Here is a 23,804-nt window from a genome sequence, read left to right as displayed (position 1 = left end):
AAGCGAAAAACAAGCCTTCGGTGAAGTGGTTTACGAAGTCTCTCCCCATGACTGAAATCAAACTTCTGTTCGCCGCCACTGGCATTGGGTTACTGGTGCTGATCATTTCCAACGTTCTGGTGATGATTTATGTCGGGTATTTCAAGCTTTCCGAAATCGAGTCGCACCTTGAAAATTGTTATCTGCTCCAGAATTGCCCGCAGAAAGGAAGTGCCGGTTTTTGGGCGCGCAGGCACAGGCTCAATCTGATCACTGCTTTGCTTCGCAAGCGTCCTTCGCGCCTGTTGCTGGATAATCCGAACGCCCTCGAAGATGTCCGGCGCCTTCCGCTGAATTTGCGGCGGTGGGTCGAAATTCCATATCGATTGAATGCATTTTCTCTGCTGGGAATTCTGGCCTTGTATGGTTGGGCGGAATATCTAGGGCTGTTCAAGTAAGGGCCGTTGAGAGGCGGTCCTCTATAAGAGGGCTATCGCGAGTCGGTTGCGTGCCGTTGAGACAGAAAAAAGATGACTGACTGTGGTGAGTTTTCAGGACAAAAAATCTACGAGTATTCCGAATGATAGAAGTCAACAGCACGGTATATGCCTTGGCTTGGGGAGTGCTGATCCTGCTCGCAGTGACCAACTGCGCAATGATTTTCTACGCCGTTTATACAAAACTCGAAGCGCTGGAAAAACACTTTGACGAGTGGCTATACCTGATCACGGACTGGCGTTCTTCAGGTGGGAGTTTTCACTGGAGAACTCTTCGAATGGCAGAGGTCAGCCGGTTGATTACCTCCAAGAGTATCCAACGGCAGGAACCGTTGCTGATCGACGCCGTTGAACGCCTTCCCAGAGGACTCAGGTTCTGGGCGACGCGTCCATATCATGTCGGCTATTTCGTGTGCGGCGGGACGACGGTGCTTTGGCATTACGGGAAATACAGAGGTTTTTTGTAGGAGCAGGTGTCTTTAATGGTCCGGCGCTTCGGGAGGGTTAGGGATTTTCGGGGCGACTGAGCAACGTCTCCAGCCGCGCAAGCGCCGGCGCCTCCTGGCTGCGATCAAAAACCTGCACCCCAACCTTGAGCAACCGTCCATTCTCCGCCGTCCCAATCACCTGCTCACACCGCAACAACAACCGCCCCTGATCACACTTCATCGCCTTGACCCCCATCGGCAATCGCCCCTCCAGCCGCAATTCCGCCATCCGGCTCTGCGCCGCAATCATCGCAATCGAACGATCCCGCAAAACCCCGCTGCTCTGCGTCATCAACCCCGCCACGCGCACGGCGGCGGACATGGCCACGGCAATGATCGCCAGCGCCACCAGCACTTCAATCAGGGTGAAACCCGCTTCTCGGGAACGTGCTCGCATAAGTGGCCCAGAGGCAAAACACAGCCCTCGACGCTAACGCCCGTGCTTGACGGCTTGACGACGAAAACACCCGAGGATTTTCAACATCCCTGACATATCTTCTTGCAACACTGCGCGTCGAATCGAATCAAGCCAGGGAATGACGAGATGGATATCGCGCAATTCAAACAGCCCAGTCGACCGAGCCGGATGCCCCGTGGGCAGCAGGGTTTCACGCTGATCGAGATCATGGTGGTGGTGGTGATTCTCGGGATTCTGGCGGCGATGGTGGTGCCCAAGGTGCTCGACCGGCCGGATCAGGCGCGGGCCACGGCGGCGAAGCAGGACATTGGCGGGTTGATGCAGGCGCTGAAGCTGTATCGCCTCGATCACGGCACTTACCCGAGTCAGAGCCAGGGCCTGAAAGTGCTGGTGGAGCGGCCGGCCGATGCGAAGAACAGCAACTGGCGCTCGTACCTGGAGCGCCTGCCGAATGACCCGTGGGGTCGTCCTTATCAGTACCTCAATCCCGGTGCCAACGGCGAGATCGACATCTTTTCCCTCGGCGCCGACGGCCAGCCTGACGGCGACGGTGTGAATGCCGACATCGGTTCCTGGCAGTTGTAAGGCCGGTCATGAACAGCCCATCGAACCAGCAGGGGATGGCGATCATCAGTGCGCTGCTGATTGCGGCGGTGGTCGCGGTGATCGCCGCCGGCATGCTGACGCGCCAGAGCGTTGCGACCCGGGCGCTGGAAGCCGAACAACTGCGCGTGCAGGGCCGTTGGCTGTTGCACGGCGGGCTGGAGATCAGCCGGCAATTGTTGTGGGACGCGCGGCAGCGCGATCCGCTGACCCGACTCGATCAGCCGTGGGCGCAGCGGTTGAACACCCAGGGTTTCGAAGGGCGGCTGGAGGACGAGCAGGGCAAGTTCAACCTGCGCAATCTGGTGGCCAACGAGCGGATTGATGACACGCAGGTGCAGGCGTTCGAGCGGTTGTGCGAGTTGATTGGTGTCAGCAGCGGCTTGAGCCGGCGCATCAGTCAGCGGGTGATTGGCTCGTATCCGCACCTGTTGAATGCCCAAGTGGTGGACAAGCCTGTGGCGAAAAACACCTTCGACAGCGGGCGCGCCACGTCGCCGTCCGCATCGCGCAAACCGCAATCGCCGACCTTGCCGATGCTGCGCACGCTTGATGATTTGCGCAGTGTCGACGGGGTCAACGATGCGCTGTTGGCGAAACTGGCGCCGTACCTGACGGTGATTCCGGCGACCACCTGGCTCAACGGCAACACGGCCACTGCGCCGGTGCTGGCGGCTTATGTGCCGGGGCTGTCGCTGGAGCGGGCGCAGGCGTTGATCAATGAGCGTGACGCCGGGCGCTGGTTCATCAATCGCGGGGATTTCGTCAATCGCCTGCGCTTGCCGCAACTGGAGATCACCAGCGTCAAGGTCGGTATCACCAGCGACTGGTTCCGGCTGCGCGGGCAGGCGCGGCGCGATCAGCGGCGAGTGAGCCTCGATGCGTTGTTGCATCGCAGTCAGGATCGGTTGCCGCAAGTGATCTGGTCGCGGGTGGGCGTATGAGCCAGTTGCGCGTGAGTTTGCCGCCGTTGGCGGAGCTGAGTCTCGACAGTGAAGTGGGTTGTGCGTGGCTGGATCGTCAGGGGCAGGTCACTCGCCAGGAACGCGTGCGACTTGGCGCGCTGCCGAAGCAGCCGCTGGTGTGCTTTCTGCATCCGTCGGACAGCCTTTTGGCGAGTATTGATCTGCCGCCGTTGCCCGCGAGCAAAACCGCTGCGGCGGTGCAATGTGCGGCGCAGGCCTTGATGCTCGGCGACAGCGCCGAGATGCATATCTCCCATTGCAATCGCAATGAAAGCGGCCAGGTGCAGATTGCCTGGGTGGCACGCAAGGATTTGCAGCACCTCGGGCAATTCGGCTTGAACCTCAAAGGCCTGTATCCGGCGGCTTACAGTTTGCCGGTAATGGCCGGCGGCGTCGGCTGCCTGCACGACGAGCATCTGTTGCTGCGCCACGGCCCGAATGCAGCGCAGGTGCAGCCGATGATCGATGAAGCGTGGCTGCTGGAAACCGGCCTGCCGGCGCACTGGATTGGTGACGGCGCGCCGGAAGCGGTGCAATCGACATTGCCCGACTTGCAGCGCTGCTCCGGCCCGTTGCCGAACTGGGGCCTGCACGGCGGCCTCCAGCAACCGGGCACCGAACATCGCGGCTGGGGCAGGGCGCTCGGTTGCTGTGCATTGGCATTGGCGGTTTGGGTGATCGGCTTGAACCTGTACGCCGCCCGCGAGGCCGCGCAGTGTCAGCAGCTCAAGGCGCAGATGGCGCAACGGGTGAAGCAGGCGTTCCCCGAGTTGCCGGTGATCCTCAATCCGCTGCAACAGGCCCGTCAGCAAATCGCAGCGCGCCAGCAAGGCGCGGTGGATGCGCCGGGTCAGGATTTCACGCGGCTGGTGTTGCAGGCCGGCAGCGGTATGCCGTCGATGGCGGGCACGGTGCAGCGGTTGGAGTTTGTTGACGGCGCGTTGCAATTGAGTTTGCTGCCCGAGGCCCGGCGTTCGGGCAACGACAAGGACTGGCAAGGCACGCTGGCCCAGGCCGGCATCAGCATCAGCCCGAATGACGACGGCTGGGTCTTGCGCCCGGCCGGCGAGGCGACCGCGGCCACTGACACCGACAACGACGACAGCAGCGGAGCCGAAGATGAATAGCCCTTCGCTTGCGAAATACCGCGCCGGTTGGCAGCGCTTCAATGCTCAGTTGCAGGCCCGTTGGCAGCCGTTGGCCGTGCGGGAAAAACGCATGGTCGGTGGCATGGTTGCGTTGCTCTTGGGGCTGTTTGTGTGGGTGGCGTTGGTTCAGCCGCCGCTGAAAAAGATCGCCGCCTCGCAAGTCGAAACCCCGAAATTGCGCGCTCAGGCCGAAGCGCTGGAAGTGCTGTTGCGCGAGGTCAGCGTGCGCCCGGAAGGGCAAAACCTGGAGCAATCGCTGCAACAGACCTTGCAGGCCAGCGGACTGGGCGGCCATTACCAATTGGCGGCCGCGTCCGCCGGCTGGCAGTTGACCTTCGACGCGGCACCGGCCGACGCCGTGCTCGACTGGCTGTTGAGCCAACCGCGGAATTTTTCACTGCAAGTGGTCGAGGCCCGTCTGCAACGCGCAGACGATGCCGCGACCGATGACACCGCCGGCACTCTGTCGGGCACCGTACGCATGGATCAGGCGCTGGGCGCTAAGGAAGCTTCATGAAGGGGTCAGGCTCCAAACGCATGGCGTTGCCGATGCTGTTGATGGCATTGAGCGCGTGCAGCAACACCACACCACCGAATCAACCGCCGCTGCTGGTGGACAGCGAACTCGGCCGGCTGCTGGCCAACACCCAGCGCAGTGGCGATGCGGTGCTCGACCGCGAACGGGCGCAGGCTCAGGCAAGACCTGCACCGAAGCAATTGCACAACATCACTGAACGCGCCCGCAGTGGCGGCGCGGCCCGGGGCACGACGTTGCCGGCCAATCCGTTGGGCGATCAACCGGTGACGCTGAATTTTGTCGATGCGGATATTCAAGCGGTGGTGCGCGCGTTGTCGCGCTCCACCGGCCAGCAGTTTCTGGTCGATCCTCGGGTCAAGGGCAACCTGACGCTGGTCTCCGAAGGCCAGGTGCCGGCGCATCAGGCTTACGACATGTTGTTGGCGGCGCTGCGCATGCAGGGTTTCAGCGTGGTGGACGTCGGCGGCGTGGCGCAGGTGGTGCCGGAGGCCGATGCCAAGTTGCTCGGCGGGCCGATCTACAGCGCTGACAAGCCTGCGGGCAACGGCATGCTCACTCGCACGTTTCGCCTGCAATACGAGAACGCGGTGAACCTGATCCCGGTGCTGCGCCCGATCGTCTCGCCGAACAACCCGATCAACGCCTATCCGGGTAACAACACCATCGTCGTCACCGATTACGCCGAGAACCTGACGCGGGTCGCGCAACTGATTCAAGGCATCGACACCCCGAGCGCCATCGACACCGACGTGGTGCAGATCCAGAACGGCATCGCCGCCGACATCGCGCCGATGGTCGCCGACCTGCTCGATGCACCGGGCAACGACCCAACCCAGAAAATCGCAGTGATCGGCGACCCGCGCTCCAACACCATCATCATCCGCGCCGGCAGCCCGGAGCGCACGGAGCTGGCGCGCAACCTGATCTACAAACTCGACAACGCGCAAAGCAATCCGAGCAATCTGCACGTCGTTTATCTGCGCAACGCCCAGGCCGGCAAACTGGCTCAGGCGCTGCGCGGATTGTTGACCGGCGAGAGCGACAGCGGCACCAGCGACAATGCGCGCTCGGTGCTCAGCAACATGGGCAGCTCCACTCGATCGGGCGGTGGGCAGAACGGCCAGAGCGGTACGCAAACCAACGGCTCCACTTCGAGCAACAACAGCGGCAGCACCGGCGGCAGTTATGCGCAGGGCAGCAGCACCGGTAGCGGCAACGCGCAGAGCAGCGAACAGAACGTTGCGTTCAGCGCCGGCGGTGTGACCATTCAGGCGGACGCGACCACCAACACCTTGCTGATTTCCGCGCCGGAACCGCTGTACCGCAACCTGCGCGAAGTCATCGATCTGCTCGACCAGCGCCGCGCGCAAGTGGTGATCGAAAGCCTGATTGTCGAAGTCGGCGAGGATGACGCCAGCGAATTCGGCGTGCAATGGCAGACTGGCAACCTCGGCGGCAAAGGCGTGATCGGCGGCGCCAACCTCGGCGGCTCGGGGATCAACCTCAACGGCAAGACCAGCCTCGATGTGCTGCCGCAAGGCCTGAACCTTGGTTACGTCAACGGCACCGTCGACATCCCCGGCATCGGCAAGATCCTCGACCTGAAAGTGCTGGCCCGGGCCCTGAAGAGCAAGGGCGGTACCAACGTGCTGTCGACACCGAACCTGCTGACCCTGGACAACGAAGCGGCGAGCATTTTTGTCGGCCAGACCATCCCGTTTGTCAGCGGCAGTTACGTCACCGGCGGCGGGGGCACCAGCAACAACCCGTTCCAGACCGTGACCCGTGAAGAGGTCGGTTTGAAGCTCAACGTGCGGCCGCAGATCTCCGAGGGCGGCACGGTGAAGCTCGACATCTATCAGGAAGTCAGCAGCATCGACGAGCGTGCTTCGGCGGCGTCGACCTCGGCGGGGATCGTCACCAGCAAACGCGCGCTCGACACCAGCATCCTGCTCGACGACGGGCAGATCATGGTGCTCGGTGGCCTGCTGCAGGACGGCTATAGCCAGAGCAACGACGCGGTGCCATGGCTGTCGAGCATTCCGGGGATCGGCGCGCTGTTTCGCAATGAACGCCGCTCGATCACCAAGACCAACCTGATGGTGTTCCTGCGCCCGTACATCATCCGCGACAGCGCGGCGGGGCGCAGCATCACGCTGAACCGCTACGACTTCATGCGCCGTGCGCAGGGTGGTCTGCAACCGGAACGCAGCTGGGCGATGCCGGACATGCAGGCGCCGCAATTGCCAGCCACCGCCCAAGGCGTGCCGGCACCGGTGTCCGGCCCGCGCGCAACCATCAAAGCGGTGCCGCTGCAATGAGCGCATTGCCTTACGCCTGGGCCAAGGCGCAGCGGATTCTGCTGCGCGACGGCGTGCTGACGGTGTGCCCGTCGACGCCGGGCTGGTCGATCAGCGAGGTACGGCGGCAGTTCGGCGCGTCGAAACTGGAGCGGGTGCGCGACGACGAACTCGACGGCTTGCTCGCCACGGCCTACGCCGACACCGGCAGTGCGGCGGCGGTGGTCGGTGCGGCGGAAAACGAAGTCGACCTCGACCGCCTGATGCAGGACATGCCGGAAATCACCGACCTGCTCGACACCCAGGACGGCGCGCCGGTGATCCGCATGATCAACGCCTTGCTCACCCAGGCGGCGCGGGACGAGGCCAGCGACATTCACATCGAGCCGTTCGAAACCCATTCGGTGGTGCGCTACCGGGTCGACGGCACGCTGCGCGACGTGGTCTCGCCGCGCAAGGCGCTGCACGGCGCGCTGGTGTCGCGGATCAAGATCATGGCGCAGCTCGATATCGCCGAAAAACGCTTGCCGCAGGACGGCCGGATTGCGTTGCGCGTGGCCGGGCGGCCGATTGATATTCGTGTGTCGACCGTGCCCACCGGCCATGGCGAGCGGGTGGTGATGCGTCTGCTCGACAAGCAGGCCGGACGTTTGCATCTCGAAACGTTGGGCATGGACGCGCAGGTGCTGGCCAAACTCGATCACCTGATCCGCCAGCCCCACGGCATCGTGCTGGTCACCGGTCCGACCGGTAGCGGCAAAACGACGAGTTTGTATGCGGCATTGGCGCGGCTGGATGCGAGCACCAGCAATATCCTCACCGTGGAAGACCCGGTGGAATACGACCTGCCGGGCATCAGCCAGATTCAGGTCAACGCCAAGATCGACATGACCTTTGCCCTGGCGTTGCGGGCGATTCTGCGTCAGGACCCGGACATCATCATGATCGGCGAGATCCGCGACCTCGAAACCGCTCAGATCGCGGTGCAAGCTTCGCTGACCGGTCACCTGGTGCTGGCGACGTTGCACACCAACGACGCGGTGTCGGCGGTCAACCGTTTGATCGACATGGGTGTCGAGCCGTTTCTGCTGGCCTCGTCGATGCTTGGGGTTCTGGCCCAGCGGCTGGTTCGACGGCTGTGCAATCAGTGCAAGCAGGAAGATCCAGCCACGCCCGGCACCTGGCGCCCGGTGGGTTGTGCGGCGTGCAATCACACCGGTTACAGCGGCCGAACCGGCATTCATGAATTGTTCTGCATCGATGACGACATCCGCACCCTGATTCACCAAGGGGCAGGGGAGCAGGCGTTGCGTGCGGCGGCGAGCAAGGCCGGAATGTTCAGCCTGCGCGAGGACGGCGAGCGCTGGATTCGCTGCGGTGCCACGGCGCCGGAAGAAATCCTTCGCGTGACACGGGACGCCTGATGAATCGCTATCGTTTTGAAGCCGCCGATGCCAGCGGCAAGATCGAATCCGGGCATCTGGAGGCGGACAGTCAGGGCGCGGCGTTTGGCGTGTTGCGCGGTCGTGGTTTGACGGCGTTGTCGGTGGAGAAGGAGAGCAACGTCTCCCAGCACGGCGGCGGTGGGTTGTTCAGCGCCAAGCTGTCGGATAACGATCTGGCGTGGGCCACTCGGCAACTGGCGAGTCTGCTGGGCGCCAGTCTGCCGCTGGAAGCGGCGCTGAGTGCCACGGTCGAACAGGCCGAGAAAAAACACATCGCCCACACCCTCAGCGCCGTACGCGCCGATGTGCGCAGCGGCATGCGCCTGGCCGAAGCGTTGACGGCACGGCCACGGGATTTTCCGGAGATTTACCGGGCGTTGATCGCGGCGGGCGAGGAGTCCGGCGATCTGGCGCAGGTGATGGAGCGGCTGGCGGATTACATCGAGGAACGTAACAACCTGCGCGGCAAGATTCTCACCGCGTTCATCTATCCCGGTGTAGTCGGGCTGGTGTCGATCGGCATCGTGATTTTCCTGCTGAGTTACGTGGTGCCGCAGGTGGTCAGCGCGTTTTCCCAGGCGCGGCAGGATCTGCCGGGGCTGACGCTGGCGATGCTCAATGCCAGTGATTTCATCCGTGCGTGGGGCTGGTTCTGTGCCGGCGTCATGGCCGGTGCGTTCTGGAGTTGGCGCCTGTACCTGCGTAATCCGGCGGCGCGCTTGAGTTGGCATCATCGGGTGCTGAAGTTGCCGCTGATCGGGCGGTTTGTGTTGGGGCTGAACACCGCACGTTTCGCCTCGACCCTGGCGATTCTCGGTGGCGCCGGAGTGCCGTTATTGCGGGCGCTGGAGGCGGCGCGGCAGACCTTGTCGAATGATCGCTTGAGCTTGAGCGTCAATGAGGCCACCGCCAAGGTGCGAGAGGGCGTCAACCTGGCGGCTGCGCTGAAAGTGGAGAACGTGTTCCCGCCAGTGCTGATTCACCTGATCGCCAGCGGCGAGAAAACCGGTGCGCTGCCGCCGATGCTCGAACGTGCTGCGCAAACCCTGTCTCGTGATATCGAACGCCGGGCGATGGGCATGACTGCGTTGCTTGAGCCACTGATGATTGTGGTAATGGGCGGGGTGGTGCTGGTGATCGTGATGGCGGTGCTGTTGCCGATCATCGAGATCAACCAGTTGGTGCAGTAGGGTGTGTCTGTTGGTTTGATGTTGTCTGTGCCGGTCAGAGCAATAAATAATTCAGGTTTTTTTCAGCAACCTCAGCATCACCCGACCCTCATTCCTCCCATCCTCGGGTTCTCCTTTCTGTCATCTGCAACGGCCCTTCAAGGGCTGTGGCCGATTCGCTCGAAAAGCCCGCCACAGACACTCCGGATAGCCCCCGGAACACCCGAGAAAATCCCTCGAAAATCACCCCGCACCTCCCGAGGTTTTTTCCTTTATCTGTCACCGGAAACTGCGAATTTCTCAGTGCGACTTAACCACGGACCCCGCTTGCGAAGGTCAGCGGTGAGTCTTCCCAGTGTCATGCAAGTCCCCTGAAAACCTGTGTTCACAACCAACGTTGAAAAGGAGATTCTTCATGTTCAAGCGCACTCTGATCGCAGCTTCCCTGACCGTCGCCGCCCTGGCTTCCGCCCAGGCCATGGCCGCCAACGTCACCGGTGGTGGCGCGACTCTGCCTGCCGCTCTGTACAAAGGTTCCAGCAACAGCATCCTGCCAGCCAACTTCAGCTACGTGGGTACCGGTAGCGGCACTGGCAAGACCGCTTTCCTGACCAACAACTCGGCACTGTTCAGCACCACCGGTTCGGTTCACTTCGCCGGTAGCGACTCGATCCTCAGCGCTTCGGAAATCAGCACCTACAACGCCAACTTCGGCGCTTCGTACGGCCCGCTGATTCAACTGCCTTCGGTGGCCACTTCGGTTGCCATTCCTTACAAAAAATCCGGCCAGACCGCTCTGAACCTGACCAGCGCTCAGCTGTGCGACGCCTTCTCCGGTGCCAAAACCACTTGGGGCGCTCTGCTGGGCACTTCCGACACCACGCCGATCCGCGTTGTTTATCGCAACGTGTCCAGCGGCACTTCGGAAATCCTGACCCGCCACCTGAACTCGGTCTGCCCGACTCAGTTCACCACCAGCTCCACGTTCACCAGCGCTCGTCTGCCAGCCGGTTCGACCCTGCCTTCGAACTGGGTAGGCGTTGCCGGTACCGCTGATGTGGCCACTCAAGTCAACGCGGTTGACGGTTCCATCGGTTACGTCGGTCCGGACGGTGTGAACGCCGCCAGCAACGCAGTGGTTGCTCGCGTCAACGGCGTACAGCCAACCACCGCCAACGTTTCGCTAGCCCTGGGTTCGGCTGCTCTGCCAACCACTCCTTCGAACCCTTCGCAGTGGGTACCGGTCGTTCCTAACCCGGCCAGCGGTTACCCGATTGTGGCTTACACCAACTTCATCTTCGGTCAGTGCTACAAGGACGCCTCGGTGGCCGCTGATGTCAAAGCCTTCCTGACCACTCACTACAGCAACCCGGGCAACAACGCTGCCACCGTGGCGCACAGCTTCACTCCGGTTCCAACCAACTGGAAAGCCGCTGTGACTGCCAACTTCGTCACCAACACCTCGGGCAACAACCTGGACATCAACAACGCCAGCGTCTGCAACGCTGTCGGCCGTCCTTTGTAAGCCTCGCTTCAGCGCAATGAAATGGCGGCAGCCTTCGGGCTGCTGCCATTTTTTTTGGCCGATCTACTCCTCATTCATGAAGTTTGTGTGACATCCGTTCGGTCGCGGCCCTCGCCAACCGCCTATGTCGTAACAGCAGGGGCAAGCCGACCTGCGGCCTCATGTGGCAAACAAAAAGGATCTCGCAGTGATGCTCGCTCGCCCATCCCGTTGCAGTACCCGTGTCCAGCCCTCGCAGCGTATGGCCGCCGATCCGGCGCTGTGGTTGCTCAAGCCCCTGGCGCAGGCGGTTGCCTTGTGCCTGGTGGCGGGCAGTGCCGAGGCGGCGACTGCGTTCAGTTCGGGATGGTTTGCCGCCAAGGGCGCCGCGCAACAGGCTGCCGCGTCACGCCCGAGCGTGGGCGGATTGCCGGGCATGACCCCACCGCTGGCCCAGCAGCAAAAGGCCAATGCGCAGTTGCAGCGCTCGATTCAAACCCTGAACAACACGGTGGCCGCCATTGCTGCCCAACAGGCGGCCGGGCGTGCGGCGGCGCTGGGCACGGTGCAGTGGGTGCCTGACGGTCTGGGCGAGGGCGGGCTGAAGGTCGATAACAGCCTGACGCAAGGTTGGCAGAACGCCAAAGGTCCGCAGCAGACTCAGGTCGATGGCAAGACCACGGTGACGATCGAACAGACCGCCGACAAGGCGATTCTCAACTGGGAGACGTTCAACGTCGGGCGCAACACCACGGTCGATTTCGCCCAGCAGTCGAACTGGGCCGTGCTCAACCGGGTCAACGATCCGAATGCCCGGGCCAGCCAGATTCAGGGCCAGATCAAAGGCAATGGCACGGTGATGCTGATCAACCGCAACGGCATCGTGTTCAGCGGCACCAGCCAGGTCAACGTACGCAACCTGGTGGCCGCAGCGGCCAACATCACGGACATTCAGTTCCGCGACCGGGGCCTGTATTTCGACAGCACCGGCAGTCAGCCGACGTTTACCGAGGCGGCCGGCAAAGTGCTGGTGGAGCGCGGTGCGTCCATCGAGACGGCGCGGCCAGCCAAATCGACCGATGCCGGCGGCTATGCCTTGCTGCTCGGCAGCGAAGTGCAGAACGACGGCAGCATCAACACCGCCAAGGGCCAGACCGTGCTCGGCGCGGGCGATCGTTTTTACATTCGCAAAGGCTCGGGTACTGAAGGCAATGCTTTCTCCACGACGTTCGGCAGCGAAGTCACACCGGGCTTCAAGACCGGCAGCGCGGCTGGCAAGGTCAGCAACAATGGCCTGATTCAGGCCGCAACCGGCGACATCACCCTGACCGGCCACGAGGTCGTGCAAAACGGCGTGTTGCTGGCCAGCACCTCGGTCGCCACTCGCGGCACGATCCATTTGCTCAACCCGGCCACCGACACTCAGGGCAGCGTGACGCTGGGGCAGGGCAGCGCGACGGCGATCCTGCTCGACAGCAGCGACCTGACCGCCCTCGACAGTCAGCACCAGGCCGCCCTGACCGGCGTTACGCCCAACAACAAAATTCGCAGCGATCAGTCGCGTATCGAGCTCCAGAGCGGTGGCAGCGTCGAGTTCCAGAATGGCTCGATCACCCTGGCCACCGGCGGGCAGGTCGCGGTGGCGGCGCAGCGTCGCAGCCTGGTGCGTGACGGCGCGCTGATCGATGTTTCCGGTGCCATCGGCGTCAAGGTCGCGATGGAATCCAACAGCATCAAGATCAACGTCCAGGGTAATGAGCAGCGCGATGCGTCGGTCAATCGCGAGAAGGGTGCGCTCAACAGCAATGACATCTGGGTCGATGTGCGTGAACTGGTGTACGTCCCGGCCGGCACCAATGGTTACGCGACGGATCGCTGGTACACCGCTGGCGGTTTGCTGGAGGTCGGCGGTTACCTCGGCACCCAGGGCCACAGCGTCGGCGAATGGATGGCTCAGGGCGGGATGGTGAGTTTTGCCGGCAATGACGTGGTCACCGAGAAGGGATCGTTGATCAACCTCTCCGGCGGCACGCTGGATGTTCAAAGTGGCGAGATTCGCCAGAGCTGGCTGCGCGGTGCCGACGGGCGCCTGTATGAGGTCTCCAAAGCGCCGGGGGATCTGCTCTACACCGGGCTGTACAAGGGCTATGAAGACAGCAGCCAGCGCTGGGGTCAGACGAATTACTACTACAACCCGTTGATTGCGCCGGCCAGCCGTCAGGAGTCCGGCTACACCGTGGGGCGCGATGCCGGGCAACTGGTGATCGGCACCCGCAATGCCGTGCTCGACGGCCAGATGCTCGGCGAGGTTTATCAGGGCGACCGCCAGACCCAGGCACCGCGTGCCGTAATCGATGGTTATGCGCAGAGCCAGACGGCGCTGGCGCGGCGCGGGCAATTGTTTGTCGGCAGTTATGACCCGGCGTATGTGGCGGCCTCCGGTGGCTTGCTCTATGGCCTCAATCCGTTGCTCGATCAGGTGCAGATCGGCGGCGAGCGCCCGGTCGCCGGCAATGATCGGGATCTGACCGGTGCCGTATCGGATGCGCGCAACGGCAAGCTGTTTGTCGATGCCGGGCAACTCAGCGACTGGCAACTGGGCGCGCTGAAAGTGGCGGCCAAGGAGCGGATCGACGTGCAAGGCGCGGTCACGCTCGCCAATGGCGGCGACATCACCCTTTACGGGCCGGACGTACAGGTCAACGCCGACCTGACCGCTCGGGGCGGCAGCCTGCATCTGGGCAACGTGCTCAATCAGCTCAGCACCGATCGCCTCACCGACACCCGACTCGTCGCACCGACCGGCAAGTCCACCCGCGTGAGTGTGGCTGAAGGGGTGCAACTGGACACTCGCGGTCTGTGGAGCAACCTGCGCACCAACCCGGATGATGTCGCGAGCCTGGCGTATCTGGACGGCGGCGTAGTGTCGATTCGCAGTAGCGGCGATATCGAGATCGGTGCCGGCAGCCTGCTGGATGTGTCGTCCGGCGGCGCGATTCTGGCCAACGGCAAGACCCGCGGTGGCAAGGGCGGCGACCTGACACTTGAGTCCAGCGCCTTGTCCGCGCCGGGTGACACCCACCTGACCCTGGACGGGCAACTGCGGGGTTACGGTGTGTCCGGCGGCGGCCGCTTGCTGATTCAGGCGGGCGACATCCTCATCGGGCAGGCTGATAAACCCCTCGCCGACAACACACTGCAACTGCAACCGGATCTGTTCGACAAAGGCTTCTCTGCCTACAGCCTGATCGGCCTCAAACGCCTCGATGTGGCGGACAACACCCTTATTGACGTGTTGATGCCGGTCTACCGTTTTGGTGACGCGGCAGCGAATCAGGTCAGCGGCACGGCGCCACGGCAGGCACTCGAACTCTGGACGCCCACGCTCTACCAGGAGAACCCGCTCAAGGCGCAACTGACCCAGCGCGCCGGCGCCAGCCTGACCCTGCAGGCCGGTTCCAGCGAGATTGCGCTGGTGGACCCGACTCGCAACACGTTGAGCCTGGGCCAGGGCTCGCGGATCAGTGTCGATCCGGGGCAGCGCATCAATCTGCGCAGCGCCGGTCAGCTCACGGTCGATGGCGAACTGAATGCCTGGGGCGGCACGATCGATGTCCGTCAGCAGCAATTCGGTTCGATCAATGTCGCCGATTCTTCGCAGACGGCGGACAAGCAAACCCACAACCGTTCGATCTGGATCGGCGAGCACGCGGTGCTGGATGTGGCCGGTCGCGTGGCCACCGGCATCGATGCGCTGGGGCGGGTGTATGGCCAGGTCGGCAAGGGCGGCTCGATCGTCATTGGCGGTGAAACCGATGCGAAGAAAGCCACGGCCACGTCGGCCGACGCCTATGTGATCGTGCGAAACGGTGCGCGACTGGACGCCTCCGGCGCACAGGCAATGCTGGATATCGCCGGGCAGGGGCCAACGCTGGTTGCCACTGCTGGCGGGCGCATTTCGCTGAGTTCCTACAACGGCCTGTTCATCGAAGGCGACCTGCGTGCCGCGGCCGGTGGTGCCGGGGCGGCGGGCGGTCGACTGGACATCGCACTGGAGACGCCGAGTTATCTGCGCAGCGATGCGAGCAACGCTGTTCGTGTGCCGCGCGAAATCGTCATCGGCCAGGACGCCGGCCCGTCGCTGTTGCCGGCCAGTCTGCAAGCGGGTGACGCCGCCCCTGCGTTGCAATATGGTCGCGCCCGTCTGGGCGCCGATCAGTTGATGGCCGGCGGCTTCGACAACCTGAGTGTGCTGAGCAACGGTCTGCTGTCGTTTGACGGCAACGTCGATCTGCACATGAATCAAAGCCTGAGCCTGTATGCCGGGGCCTTGTCGCTGGCGGATGGCTCGCCAGAAAGCGCGCGGATCAATCTGTCCGCGTCTTACGTTCGCCTGTCGGGTCCGGGCAAATATTTCGAGGCCCCCGGCAATATCCGGCCGCGAGTGTTGAACAATCCGACCCACGCCGTGGCACCGTCACAGTTCAGCGCCACGGCGGACCTGCTGGATCTGGGCAACAGTCTGTCGTTCGGCACGGCCGGGTCAATCGTGCAGCTCAGCGGTCCGGCGCTCGAGATCGGGCGGCGTGGTTTTGAACAGGTCACGTTCGACAGCCGAGGTGATCTGCGCTTTCTGGCGCCCACCGGCAACGTCGAGAAAACCGAACTCTGGACACCGGGCGACCTGAATCTGCGTGCCGCGCAGATCTATCCCGCCAGCGATGTCACCGCCGAGGTGCGCGTGGGGTATCAGAGTGTCCAGCGTGGCGCCAACCCGGCGCGGACCCTGCGAATCAGCCGTTCCGTGGCCGCGCCTGCGGCGTTGCCTTACTCGGTCTTCGGCAGCCTGACGCTGGCCGCCGGCCATATCGAGCAGGGCGGGGTGATCCGTGCGCCGCTGGGCATGATCAATCTGGGTGACAACCTGGTTCTCGATACTCAGGCATTGCATCTGTTGCCAGGCAGCATCACCTCGGCCAGCGCAGCCGGACTGGTCATGCCGTATGGCGGCACCACCGACGGCATCGACTATCGCTACAACGACAAGTCCGTAGTGCTTCGAGGGATCACCGCCGAAACCGCTGGCGTGACGCTTACCTCGCAATATGTCGATGTGCAAAGCGGCGCGTTGATCGATCTTTCGGGCGGCGGCGATTTGCGCGGTGCCGGTTTCGTTTCCGGCCGTGGCGGTTCCACCGATGCCCGCTACAACCCGCTGGTGCGCAACGCCAGTGACGGCACTTTCAGTCTGCCGGGGCTGACCAGCAACCCGGTGTACGCCATCGTGCCGGGGAATCAGAGTGCCTATGCGCCGATGCTCGCCGAAGCGGGGGCGGTCGACCCGCGTATCGGCCAGCAGATCACCCTCGGGGCCGGCGTGCCGGGGCTGGCGGCGGGCACCTACACGCTGCTGCCTTCGACTTTTGCGCTGTTGCCGGGGGCTTTCCGGGTCGAGGTCAATGGCCAGGCGGCAGCGGGTGCGACCAACGCTGCGCTGCCACTGCGCAATGGTTCGTGGACCAGTTCGGGGCGGATGTCGATTGCCAATACCGGCCTGCGTGACAGCCTGGCGAGCCAGGTCATCCTGACATCCGCCGATGTGCTGCGCCGTTACTCGCAGTACAACGAAACCTCGTTCAGTCAGTTCATCCAGAGCGATGCGACGCGCCGGGGCGTGCCTCGGGCATTGGCGCCCATGGACGGCAAATCCTTGAGACTGAATCTGTCCCGTGGCGCCGCAGCGGGTAACGCGCTGGATTTCAACGGTCAGGCGCTATTTAAGCCCGCCACGGGCGGCGTCGTCGGGACGGCGGTGGTGAACGGCGCGGCGAACTTCGAAATTCTCGGCGCGGGGCATTCGAGCACTGAAGGTTTTGCGGGGGTGTCGCTGTATGCCGACAGCCTCAACGCGCTAAACGCCGGCCGATTGACCATCGGCGCGCAACCGACGATCGACTACAACACGTCGGGCAACATCATCGCGTTCAGCGGTGATACTTCAACGATCACCCTGCGTGAAGGCGCTGTGTTATCGGCGCCCGAAGTGCTGTTGCGCACCACCCGGACCGATGGCGGTATCAGTCTCGAGGCCGGCTCGGGCATCAACACGCTGGGGCGTGGCAACGCGCCTTACGATTCCAGCACCGGCTTCATCTACAAACCGGGTGCGGCGGGGTTGCTGGTGGTGTCGAACGGCTGGACCAATGTGCTCGCGCCCGAAGTCTCGGTCAGGACATCCGGCTCGGGCGACATCCGCATCGGCAACTGCCCGACGACAGCCTGTAACAACCCGACAGTGCTCTATTCCAATGGCAGCATTACCGCCGCCACCGACAGGCAGTTCGAACTCGACGAGTCGGTGCGCTTCGGCACCCGTCATCTGACGCTGGCCGTGGGCTCCGTCAACGCCGGCAGTGCCGAGGCCCTGAGCGCCGCCGGCAACCGGGTGCCGACTGGTCTGACCCTGAACCAGAATGTCTTGAACCGCCTGTTGCGGGGCGATACCCAGTACGGCGCGCCGACGCTGGAAACCTTGAGCCTGACAAGCCGCGACGCGTTCAATTTCTACGGCAACGTCAGCCTCGATACGCGGGATCCGCAGACCGGCGTCAGCAAACTGCAAAACCTGATACTGAGCACCCCGGCCATTTACGGCCTGGGTGAAAGCGGCGACGTGGCGTCCATTCGCACCGCCAACCTGATCTGGAACGGTGCAACTCAGGATCCGGGTGCGGTGATCGCGGATGGTGCCGGCACGGGCCGGGGCGCGTTCAACATTGAGGCGCAACGCATCGAGTTCGGCTACGGCCCCAATCCGCAGGCCAGTGGTCTGGACCAGAACAAACGTCTGGTGTTGGGCTTTGCCAACGTCAATCTCGCAGCCAGTGATCGCATCACCGCCAACCACAAGGGCAGCCTGGCGGTGTACCAGACGCAGGGTGCTTTCGATCCGGTCAACGGTTATGCCTACAGCGGCGGCAATCTCACGCTGCGTACGCCGTTGCTGACGGGAGAGGCGGGCTCGGTCAACCGGCTCAAGGCCGGTGACAACCTGACCCTGACGGGGGGCGGTGCAGCGGCAGCCGCCAACGCCCTGGGGGCGGAACTGACCCTCGATGCTCGCAGCGTCTTGCTGGACAGTCGCATCGCCCTGGCCAGCGGCAAACTGGTGGTCAAGTCCGAGGGCGATCTGACCCTCACCCGTGGCGCGTATCTGGACATGGCCGGTCGTACCTTGCCGTTCAACGATGTGAACAAGTACAGCTGGGGCGGCGACGTAGCGCTGTACAGCAGCCAGGGCAACATTCGTCAGGCGGCGGGCTCGCGTATCGATCTGTCGGCGCAGAACAATCAGGCCGGTAACCTGAGTGCGGTCGCCCTGGCCGCCGATGCCGGCATGGTCGATCTGCAAGGCGATATTCTCGGTGCCAGCAGCGGTTATTACGATGCCGGCGGCACGCTTGTGCCGTACAAGGCCGGTGGTGTGGATATCCGCGCGCAGCACCTGAACGGTGATGCGAGCCAGCAGTTTGCGGCGTTCAATCAGCGCTTGAATGCGGGGCAGGTCTTCGGCAGCCGCAGCTTGCAGCTCAAGCAAGGCGATCTGTTGATCGGCGACGGGCTCAAGGCAGGGGAGGTCAATGTGTCGGTGGACAACGGCCGCCTGACGGTGGCCGGTCTGATCGATGCCAGCGGCGAGCGGGTCGGCAGTATTCGCCTGTCGGCGCAAAACGGCCTGACCCTGGCGGGCAATGCCGTGCTTGACGCCCATGGTCGCGTGCTGCGGGTCGACAGCTACGGCAAGATCATCGATGCACCGAACCGGGCAATGGTCGAACTCAATTCCGGACAAGGTGTGCTGACCCTCGGCGCTGGCGCGCGCATCGACGTGCGCCATGGCACCGAAGCGGTTCGCGGTTCACTGCCGGGGCAGTCCGATGGACTGCTGCGCGGCACGCTCGAGCTGAATGCGCCGCGTCTGGGGGCGGATGACATTGCCATCGATGCCGGCGGCGCGCTGAGCATTCAGGGTGCGCGCTCGATTGGTCTCAACGCCACGCGCCGCTATACCGATGCCAGTGACGGCACGGACCCGGCGGCCAGCGGACGTCCGTATCAGGTGATCGATCAGGCTTATCTTGATCGCCTTCACGGCGACAGCACGGCGTTCATCGACGCGGCGCTGGCCAACAGTCATTTGCTGAACAACAAACTGGCCGGTCTGAACAACGCCACGTACGCCGACGCCTTCCATCTGCGGCCTGGAGTCGAGATCGCCAGCAAAACCGCCGACGGTGATCTGGTGGTGCAGGGTGATGTGGACTTGTCCGGTTATCGCTATGCCAGCCTGAATCCGCATACGCAGAAGACTTCGGTATACGGCTCGGGCGAGGCCGGTAACCTGGTGATTCGCGCCGGCGGTAACCTTGATATCCACGGCAGCCTCAACGACGGTTTCGCACCGCCACCGGAGACCGTGGACGACTCCGGCTGGAAATTGCTGCCGGGGATTCAGCCGTTCGGTGGCGATCTGATTGTGCCGGGGGCGGGCGTTACCTTGGCGGACGGCACGGTATTCCCGGTGGGCGCCACGTTGAACTACGACGTCCCGTTGCAAGCGACGACGCTGGCCAGCGGCACGCTGTTGCCCACCGAGGCGACACTGGCGGCGCCGTACACATTCGGCGCCGGCACGGTGCTCGCCGGTTCGGTGCGCGATGCCTCGGGCAATCTGCTGTATGCCGCCGGTACGCTGCTCGCCGACAGCGTGACCTTGCCGGCGGGCAGCCGGTTGGGAGCGGGTATCCGTTTAAACGAGGCAACCGCGCTGCAAGCCCTGCGCTGGCCCAAGGGCGTGCCGCTGCCGGGCAGCGTCGAGGCCGGTGACAACGGGATCAAGGGCGTGCGCCTGAGCGGTTCTCTGGCTCTGTTGCGCGGCTCGCTGATACCGTCGATGACGAATGTCGTGCTGGCTGACGGTACGTCGTTCATCGAGTTGCGACCCTTGACCGGCACGACCCAGGGGCGCAACTGGGCGGTCGCCAGCATGTTGCCGGCGGGCAGCGCGTCCTGGTCGATGCGCGTGGTGGCGGGGGCCGATCTGGGCGCTGCGGACAGTCGGGCGATCAAACCGGTGTCCAGCGATGGCAACCTGCGCTTGGCCGACACTCACTACGGCCTGACCGTCACCGAAAAACCACCGACCCTGGTCTGGGGCGAAGGCAACCTGGGCGGTTTCACGCCGGGCGAGCCTGTCCCCGAGGATCAAATGATGTGGTGCGACTGGGCGCCGAATTCCTGTGTGCCGGCGCCGCGTTGGGTCTGGGCACCGGACAACTGGATGGGTATGCCGCCCGGCTCGCCGATGACCGACGATGATGTACTGGCCTGGTGTGGCGCCTTCCCGGAACTGTGCGTGGAAAACAAACCGGGGACCACCGTCAAGACCCACACCCAGATGTTCAGCGTGCTGCGGACCGGCACCGGTGATCTGGACGTGCTCGCCGCCGGCAACCTGAGCATGGATTCGCCGTACGGCGTCTACACCGCTGGTACTCAATCGCCAGACATCGATCCGCGCTTCAATCAGCCTCGCGGAAAACTCTCGGACAACGGCTCGGTGCTGGGCAGTGCCGGCGGCGATTACGAAAAATGGGTCAGTGGCAGCGACAGCCTGTATCAGGCCTGGTACCCGCAAATGGGCGGCAACCTGACCATCAATGCCGGTGGCTCGATTTCGGGTGATGTACTGGGCCGTCGCGGCTTGTCGCAAACCATGGACACCCGTGAGCAAGTCCCGAGTGTGGCCGTGGGCAACTGGCTCTGGCGCCAGGGCACCGGCAACAGCGATGTGCCGACTGCGTGGTGGATCAACTTCGGCAGCTATGCGACGCAACCGTTGCCGGATCAAAGCGTTGATACGGGCCCGTATCTGGTCGGTTTCACCGGTTTCGGCACCTTGGGTGGCGGCAATATCAGCCTGCGTGCGGGAGGCGATGCCGGCATGCTCAAGGCGATGGGCGACGGTAACAAGGTCAATCTTTATCCGCGCGGGCAGGGGCTGGTCGTGGCGGTTGGCAGCACCGGTCGCGTGGGCAGCGACGGCAGCCTGCAATTGACCGGTGGCGGTGACATGGACATCCGCATCGGCGGATCGGTGAACCCGTCATTGCAGGCCCGGGCCGGAGAGAATGGCATCGGTGTGGCACAACACGACCTGCAAGGCGCGTTGATCAACCTGCGCGGTGCTGCGCGACTGGCCGGCGGCGCGTTGGGCGGGATCAATCTGCAATACGGCGCCGCAGCCTCGACCCAGGATCCTCGCGAAGTACGTCCGTTTGACCCGTTCACGTCCACGATGGGCAGCGCCTCCGGCGGGCTGGTGCTGATTCCGGGGGATTCCGGGATGAGCCTAAGCACCCGTGGCGATCTGGTGTTGGGCGGGGCGGCGGATCCGGGCCGGGTGCGGCTGCAGAACTCCACACCGTTCACCACTGACGACGGTGTCGCCCACGAGGGTGGCGGTTTGACGGGCTTCTCGTTGTGGACTGACCACACCGCGATCGACCTGTTTTCGGCAGGGGGCAATCTGACGCCGAGTACGCAACTGGGCGAAGTCACCGGCCAGGGGCCTGTCACCGGGCGCAATACGTCGCCGACCGACGGGCGCTTCCTGTACCCGTCGATCCTGCGGGCGGTGGCGGCGCAAGGTTCGATTTATGCCGGACCTTCAGCGGTCTACAGCCAGGGCAGTGGAACAGTGCCGGCAATCGGGTATTCGCTGTTGCTGGCACCTTCCAGCACCGGGCAACTGGAGTTGCTGGCACACGACTCGATCTACGCCGGCGGCTATGCGATCAATCAGTCGGGCGCCAGTCCGCTGGCCATCGCCACGCCGTTCGCGCCAGCCTTCAACGGTTACGGCAACAACACGTCGGCCACGCCGATCATGAGCAACCGCAACAGCGACGGTATCGCGCCGGACAAGAACCTGCGTTATCCGTTGTTCGCTTTCGGCGCCAACAGTTATTCGGGCTTGAATGACGTCCAGACACCGGCGCGGTTTTATGCCTTGATCGGCGATCTGGTGGGCGTTCGCAGCGGTGAAACGCTGACGTTCAGCCTGTCGAAACGTACCTGGCACGAAGCGGCAGGCCCGGTCTGGATGCTGGCGGGGCGCGACATCGTGGCGTCGGGTACTTTCCTGGGCAATCCGACGACCGTGCCTGACGCTGAGATGGGCGTGCCGACGACAGAAAGCATCACGTCGACCGGCAACCTGTTCGTGCATGACGATCCTCGGGATGTTTCGCGGGTCTCGGCAGGGCGTGACATCCTCTACAGCAGCTTCGATATCGCCGGCCCCGGCGTCCTCGATATCACTGCCGGGCGCAATATCCTGATGGAAGATCGTGCCGGCATCACCAGCCTCGGATCGCTGGTGGCGGGTGATCAGCGACCGGGTGCCAGTGTGGTGTTGCAGGCCGGTGCGGGCGCGCAGGGGCCGGATTACTCGCGGTTCATCGCCCGTTACCTGAACCCGCAGAACCTCGCCGACCCGAATGCTTCCCTCAACGGGCAACCGGGCAAAGTGGTCAAGACTTACCTCGACGAACTGCAGAGCTGGCTGAACCTCGGCTATGGCTTCAGCGGCAACGCCGAACAGGCGCAAGCGTTCTTCGCTGCGCTGCCGAGTGCCGAACAAGCGATCTTCGCCCGCCAGGTGTACTTCGCCGAATTGCGTGCTGGCGGTCTTGAGTACAACGATGTCGACGGCCCACGCAAAGGCAGTTATCTGCGGGGTCGCAACGCCATTGCTTCGCTGTTCCCGACCACCGATGTGGCCGGCAATCCGATCCGTTATGACGGCGACATCACGCTTTATGGGGGCTCCGGGGTCAAGACGCTGTTCGGCGGTGACATCCAGATGCTCACGCCGGGTGGCGGTCAGGTGTTCGGCATCGAAGGCGCGGCGCCGCCCTCGACGGCGGGGATCATCACCCAGGGCTCGGGCAACATTCAGCTCTACTCCGAGGGCAGCATTTTGCTGGGGCAGAGCCGGATCATGACCACGTTTGGTGGCTCGATTCTGGGCTGGTCGGCCGAGGGCGACATCAACGCCGGTCGCGGCTCGAAAACCACCGTGGTCTACACGCCGCCGAAACGCGTGTACGACACCTGGGGCAACGTGACCCTGTCGCCATCGGTGCCGAGCACCGGCGCCGGCATCGCCACGCTCAACCCGATTGCCGAAGTGGCCCCGGGCGACATCGACCTGATTGCGCCGCTGGGCACCATCGATGCGGGCGAGGCGGGGATTCGCGTCTCTGGCAACGTCAACATCGCCGCACTGACGGTGGTCAACGCCGCCAACATCTCGGTGCAGGGCAAGGCGACCGGGGTGCCGGTGGTCTCGGCGGTCAATACCGGGGCGATCACCTCGGCCAGTTCCGCTGCGTCGTCGGCCACCCAGGCGGCGGAAGACGTCGCCCGTCAGCAACAGGCCGCGTCACGACAGAACCAGGCCTCGGTGTTCACCGTGCAGGTGCTGAGCTTCGGCAACGAACAACTGGCCCCAAGCCGCGATGGCGCCAGCCGTGCACCGACACCGGGCTACAACCCCAACAGCCCGGTGCAGGTGCTGGGCGCCGGAGCCCTGGATGAACAGGCGAAACAGCAGTTGACCGAGGAGGAGCGGGGGCAGCTGACGTTGTAAAAGGACTCTCGTGCAGTACGTTTCGGGCGGCCATT

Annotated in this window: 12 protein-coding genes; 11 read left to right on the top strand and 1 reads right to left on the bottom strand. The window is 63.6% G+C overall.

Going from position 1 to position 23,804, the window contains the following annotated elements; translation table 11 throughout:
- The first annotated feature begins 47 nt into the window (after positions 1-47).
- Positions 48-437 (top strand): hypothetical protein, encoded by a 390-nt coding sequence (locus AC1MDC_RS01615; RefSeq protein ID WP_480392359.1) that lies wholly within the window; start codon positions 48-50, stop codon positions 435-437.
- 122 nt (positions 438-559) lie between these two features.
- Complete coding sequence (locus tag AC1MDC_RS01610; protein ID WP_480392358.1) at positions 560-943, top strand: hypothetical protein; 384 nt, start codon at positions 560-562, stop codon at positions 941-943.
- Between the two features lie 37 nt (positions 944-980).
- Here the strand turns inward: AC1MDC_RS01610 and gspI are convergent, their stop codons facing one another.
- Positions 981-1,361, bottom strand: coding sequence for a type II secretion system minor pseudopilin GspI (gspI, locus tag AC1MDC_RS01605; protein ID WP_480392357.1), 381 nt, complete (start codon positions 1,359-1,361; stop codon positions 981-983).
- Positions 1,362-1,508: 147 nt separating this feature from the next.
- Here gspI and gspG point away from each other — a divergent pair, with 147 nt between their 5' ends.
- From gspG to AC1MDC_RS01560, 9 genes are all read left to right on the top strand, one after another.
- A complete protein-coding gene (gspG, locus tag AC1MDC_RS01600) occupies positions 1,509-1,967 on the top strand; it encodes a type II secretion system major pseudopilin GspG (protein ID WP_011334561.1) in 459 nt (152 codons plus the stop codon).
- An 8-nt stretch (positions 1,968-1,975) separates the two neighbouring features.
- On the top strand, positions 1,976-2,929 hold the full coding sequence (gene gspK, locus AC1MDC_RS01595; RefSeq protein WP_480392356.1) for a type II secretion system minor pseudopilin GspK: 954 nt from the start codon (positions 1,976-1,978) through the stop codon (positions 2,927-2,929).
- Positions 2,926-4,077, top strand: a complete 1,152-nt coding sequence (gspL, locus tag AC1MDC_RS01590; protein ID WP_227232783.1) for a type II secretion system protein GspL — start codon at positions 2,926-2,928, stop codon at positions 4,075-4,077. The genes gspK and gspL overlap by 4 nt, the downstream gene beginning before the upstream one ends.
- Positions 4,070-4,615: a type II secretion system protein GspM gene (gene gspM / locus AC1MDC_RS01585; protein WP_480392355.1), complete on the top strand. Its 546-nt coding sequence runs from the start codon at positions 4,070-4,072 to the stop codon at positions 4,613-4,615. The genes gspL and gspM overlap by 8 nt, the downstream gene beginning before the upstream one ends.
- Positions 4,612-6,957 (top strand): type II secretion system secretin GspD, encoded by a 2,346-nt coding sequence (gspD, locus tag AC1MDC_RS01580; protein ID WP_480392354.1) that lies wholly within the window; start codon positions 4,612-4,614, stop codon positions 6,955-6,957. Before gspM ends, gspD begins: the two co-directional genes overlap by 4 nt.
- Complete coding sequence (gene gspE, locus AC1MDC_RS01575; RefSeq protein WP_480392353.1) at positions 6,954-8,360, top strand: type II secretion system ATPase GspE; 1,407 nt, start codon at positions 6,954-6,956, stop codon at positions 8,358-8,360. The genes gspD and gspE overlap by 4 nt, the downstream gene beginning before the upstream one ends.
- Positions 8,360-9,571, top strand: coding sequence for a type II secretion system inner membrane protein GspF (gene gspF / locus AC1MDC_RS01570; protein WP_227232779.1), 1,212 nt, complete (start codon positions 8,360-8,362; stop codon positions 9,569-9,571). The genes gspE and gspF overlap by 1 nt, the downstream gene beginning before the upstream one ends.
- A 394-nt stretch (positions 9,572-9,965) precedes the next feature.
- Positions 9,966-11,075, top strand: a complete 1,110-nt coding sequence (locus AC1MDC_RS01565) for a substrate-binding domain-containing protein (protein ID WP_085695875.1) — start codon at positions 9,966-9,968, stop codon at positions 11,073-11,075.
- A 190-nt stretch (positions 11,076-11,265) separates the two neighbouring features.
- Positions 11,266-23,769 (top strand): filamentous haemagglutinin family protein, encoded by a 12,504-nt coding sequence (locus AC1MDC_RS01560; protein ID WP_480392352.1) that lies wholly within the window; start codon positions 11,266-11,268, stop codon positions 23,767-23,769.
- Positions 23,770-23,804 lie beyond the last annotated feature (35 nt).

The sequence above is a fragment of the Pseudomonas sp. 1 genome (genome assembly GCF_056626735.1).
Note: the sequence above shows the minus strand (reverse complement) of the source record. Positions and strands in the feature narration are given on the sequence as shown.

What these genes read in the sequence shown, in the direction of transcription:
- AC1MDC_RS01615 (WP_480392359.1), top strand. Translation starts at nt 48, where the DNA reads ATGACTGAAATCAAACTTCTGTTCGCCGCCACTGGCATTGGGTTACTG.
- AC1MDC_RS01610 (WP_480392358.1), top strand. Translation starts at nt 560, where the DNA reads ATGATAGAAGTCAACAGCACGGTATATGCCTTGGCTTGGGGAGTGCTG.
- gspI (WP_480392357.1), bottom strand. Translation starts at nt 1,361, where the DNA reads ATGCGAGCACGTTCCCGAGAAGCGGGTTTCACCCTGATTGAAGTGCTG.
- gspG (WP_011334561.1), top strand. Translation starts at nt 1,509, where the DNA reads ATGGATATCGCGCAATTCAAACAGCCCAGTCGACCGAGCCGGATGCCC.
- gspK (WP_480392356.1), top strand. Translation starts at nt 1,976, where the DNA reads ATGAACAGCCCATCGAACCAGCAGGGGATGGCGATCATCAGTGCGCTG.
- gspL (WP_227232783.1), top strand. Translation starts at nt 2,926, where the DNA reads ATGAGCCAGTTGCGCGTGAGTTTGCCGCCGTTGGCGGAGCTGAGTCTC.
- gspM (WP_480392355.1), top strand. Translation starts at nt 4,070, where the DNA reads ATGAATAGCCCTTCGCTTGCGAAATACCGCGCCGGTTGGCAGCGCTTC.
- gspD (WP_480392354.1), top strand. Translation starts at nt 4,612, where the DNA reads ATGAAGGGGTCAGGCTCCAAACGCATGGCGTTGCCGATGCTGTTGATG.
- gspE (WP_480392353.1), top strand. Translation starts at nt 6,954, where the DNA reads ATGAGCGCATTGCCTTACGCCTGGGCCAAGGCGCAGCGGATTCTGCTG.
- gspF (WP_227232779.1), top strand. Translation starts at nt 8,360, where the DNA reads ATGAATCGCTATCGTTTTGAAGCCGCCGATGCCAGCGGCAAGATCGAA.
- AC1MDC_RS01565 (WP_085695875.1), top strand. Translation starts at nt 9,966, where the DNA reads ATGTTCAAGCGCACTCTGATCGCAGCTTCCCTGACCGTCGCCGCCCTG.
- AC1MDC_RS01560 (WP_480392352.1), top strand. Translation starts at nt 11,266, where the DNA reads ATGCTCGCTCGCCCATCCCGTTGCAGTACCCGTGTCCAGCCCTCGCAG.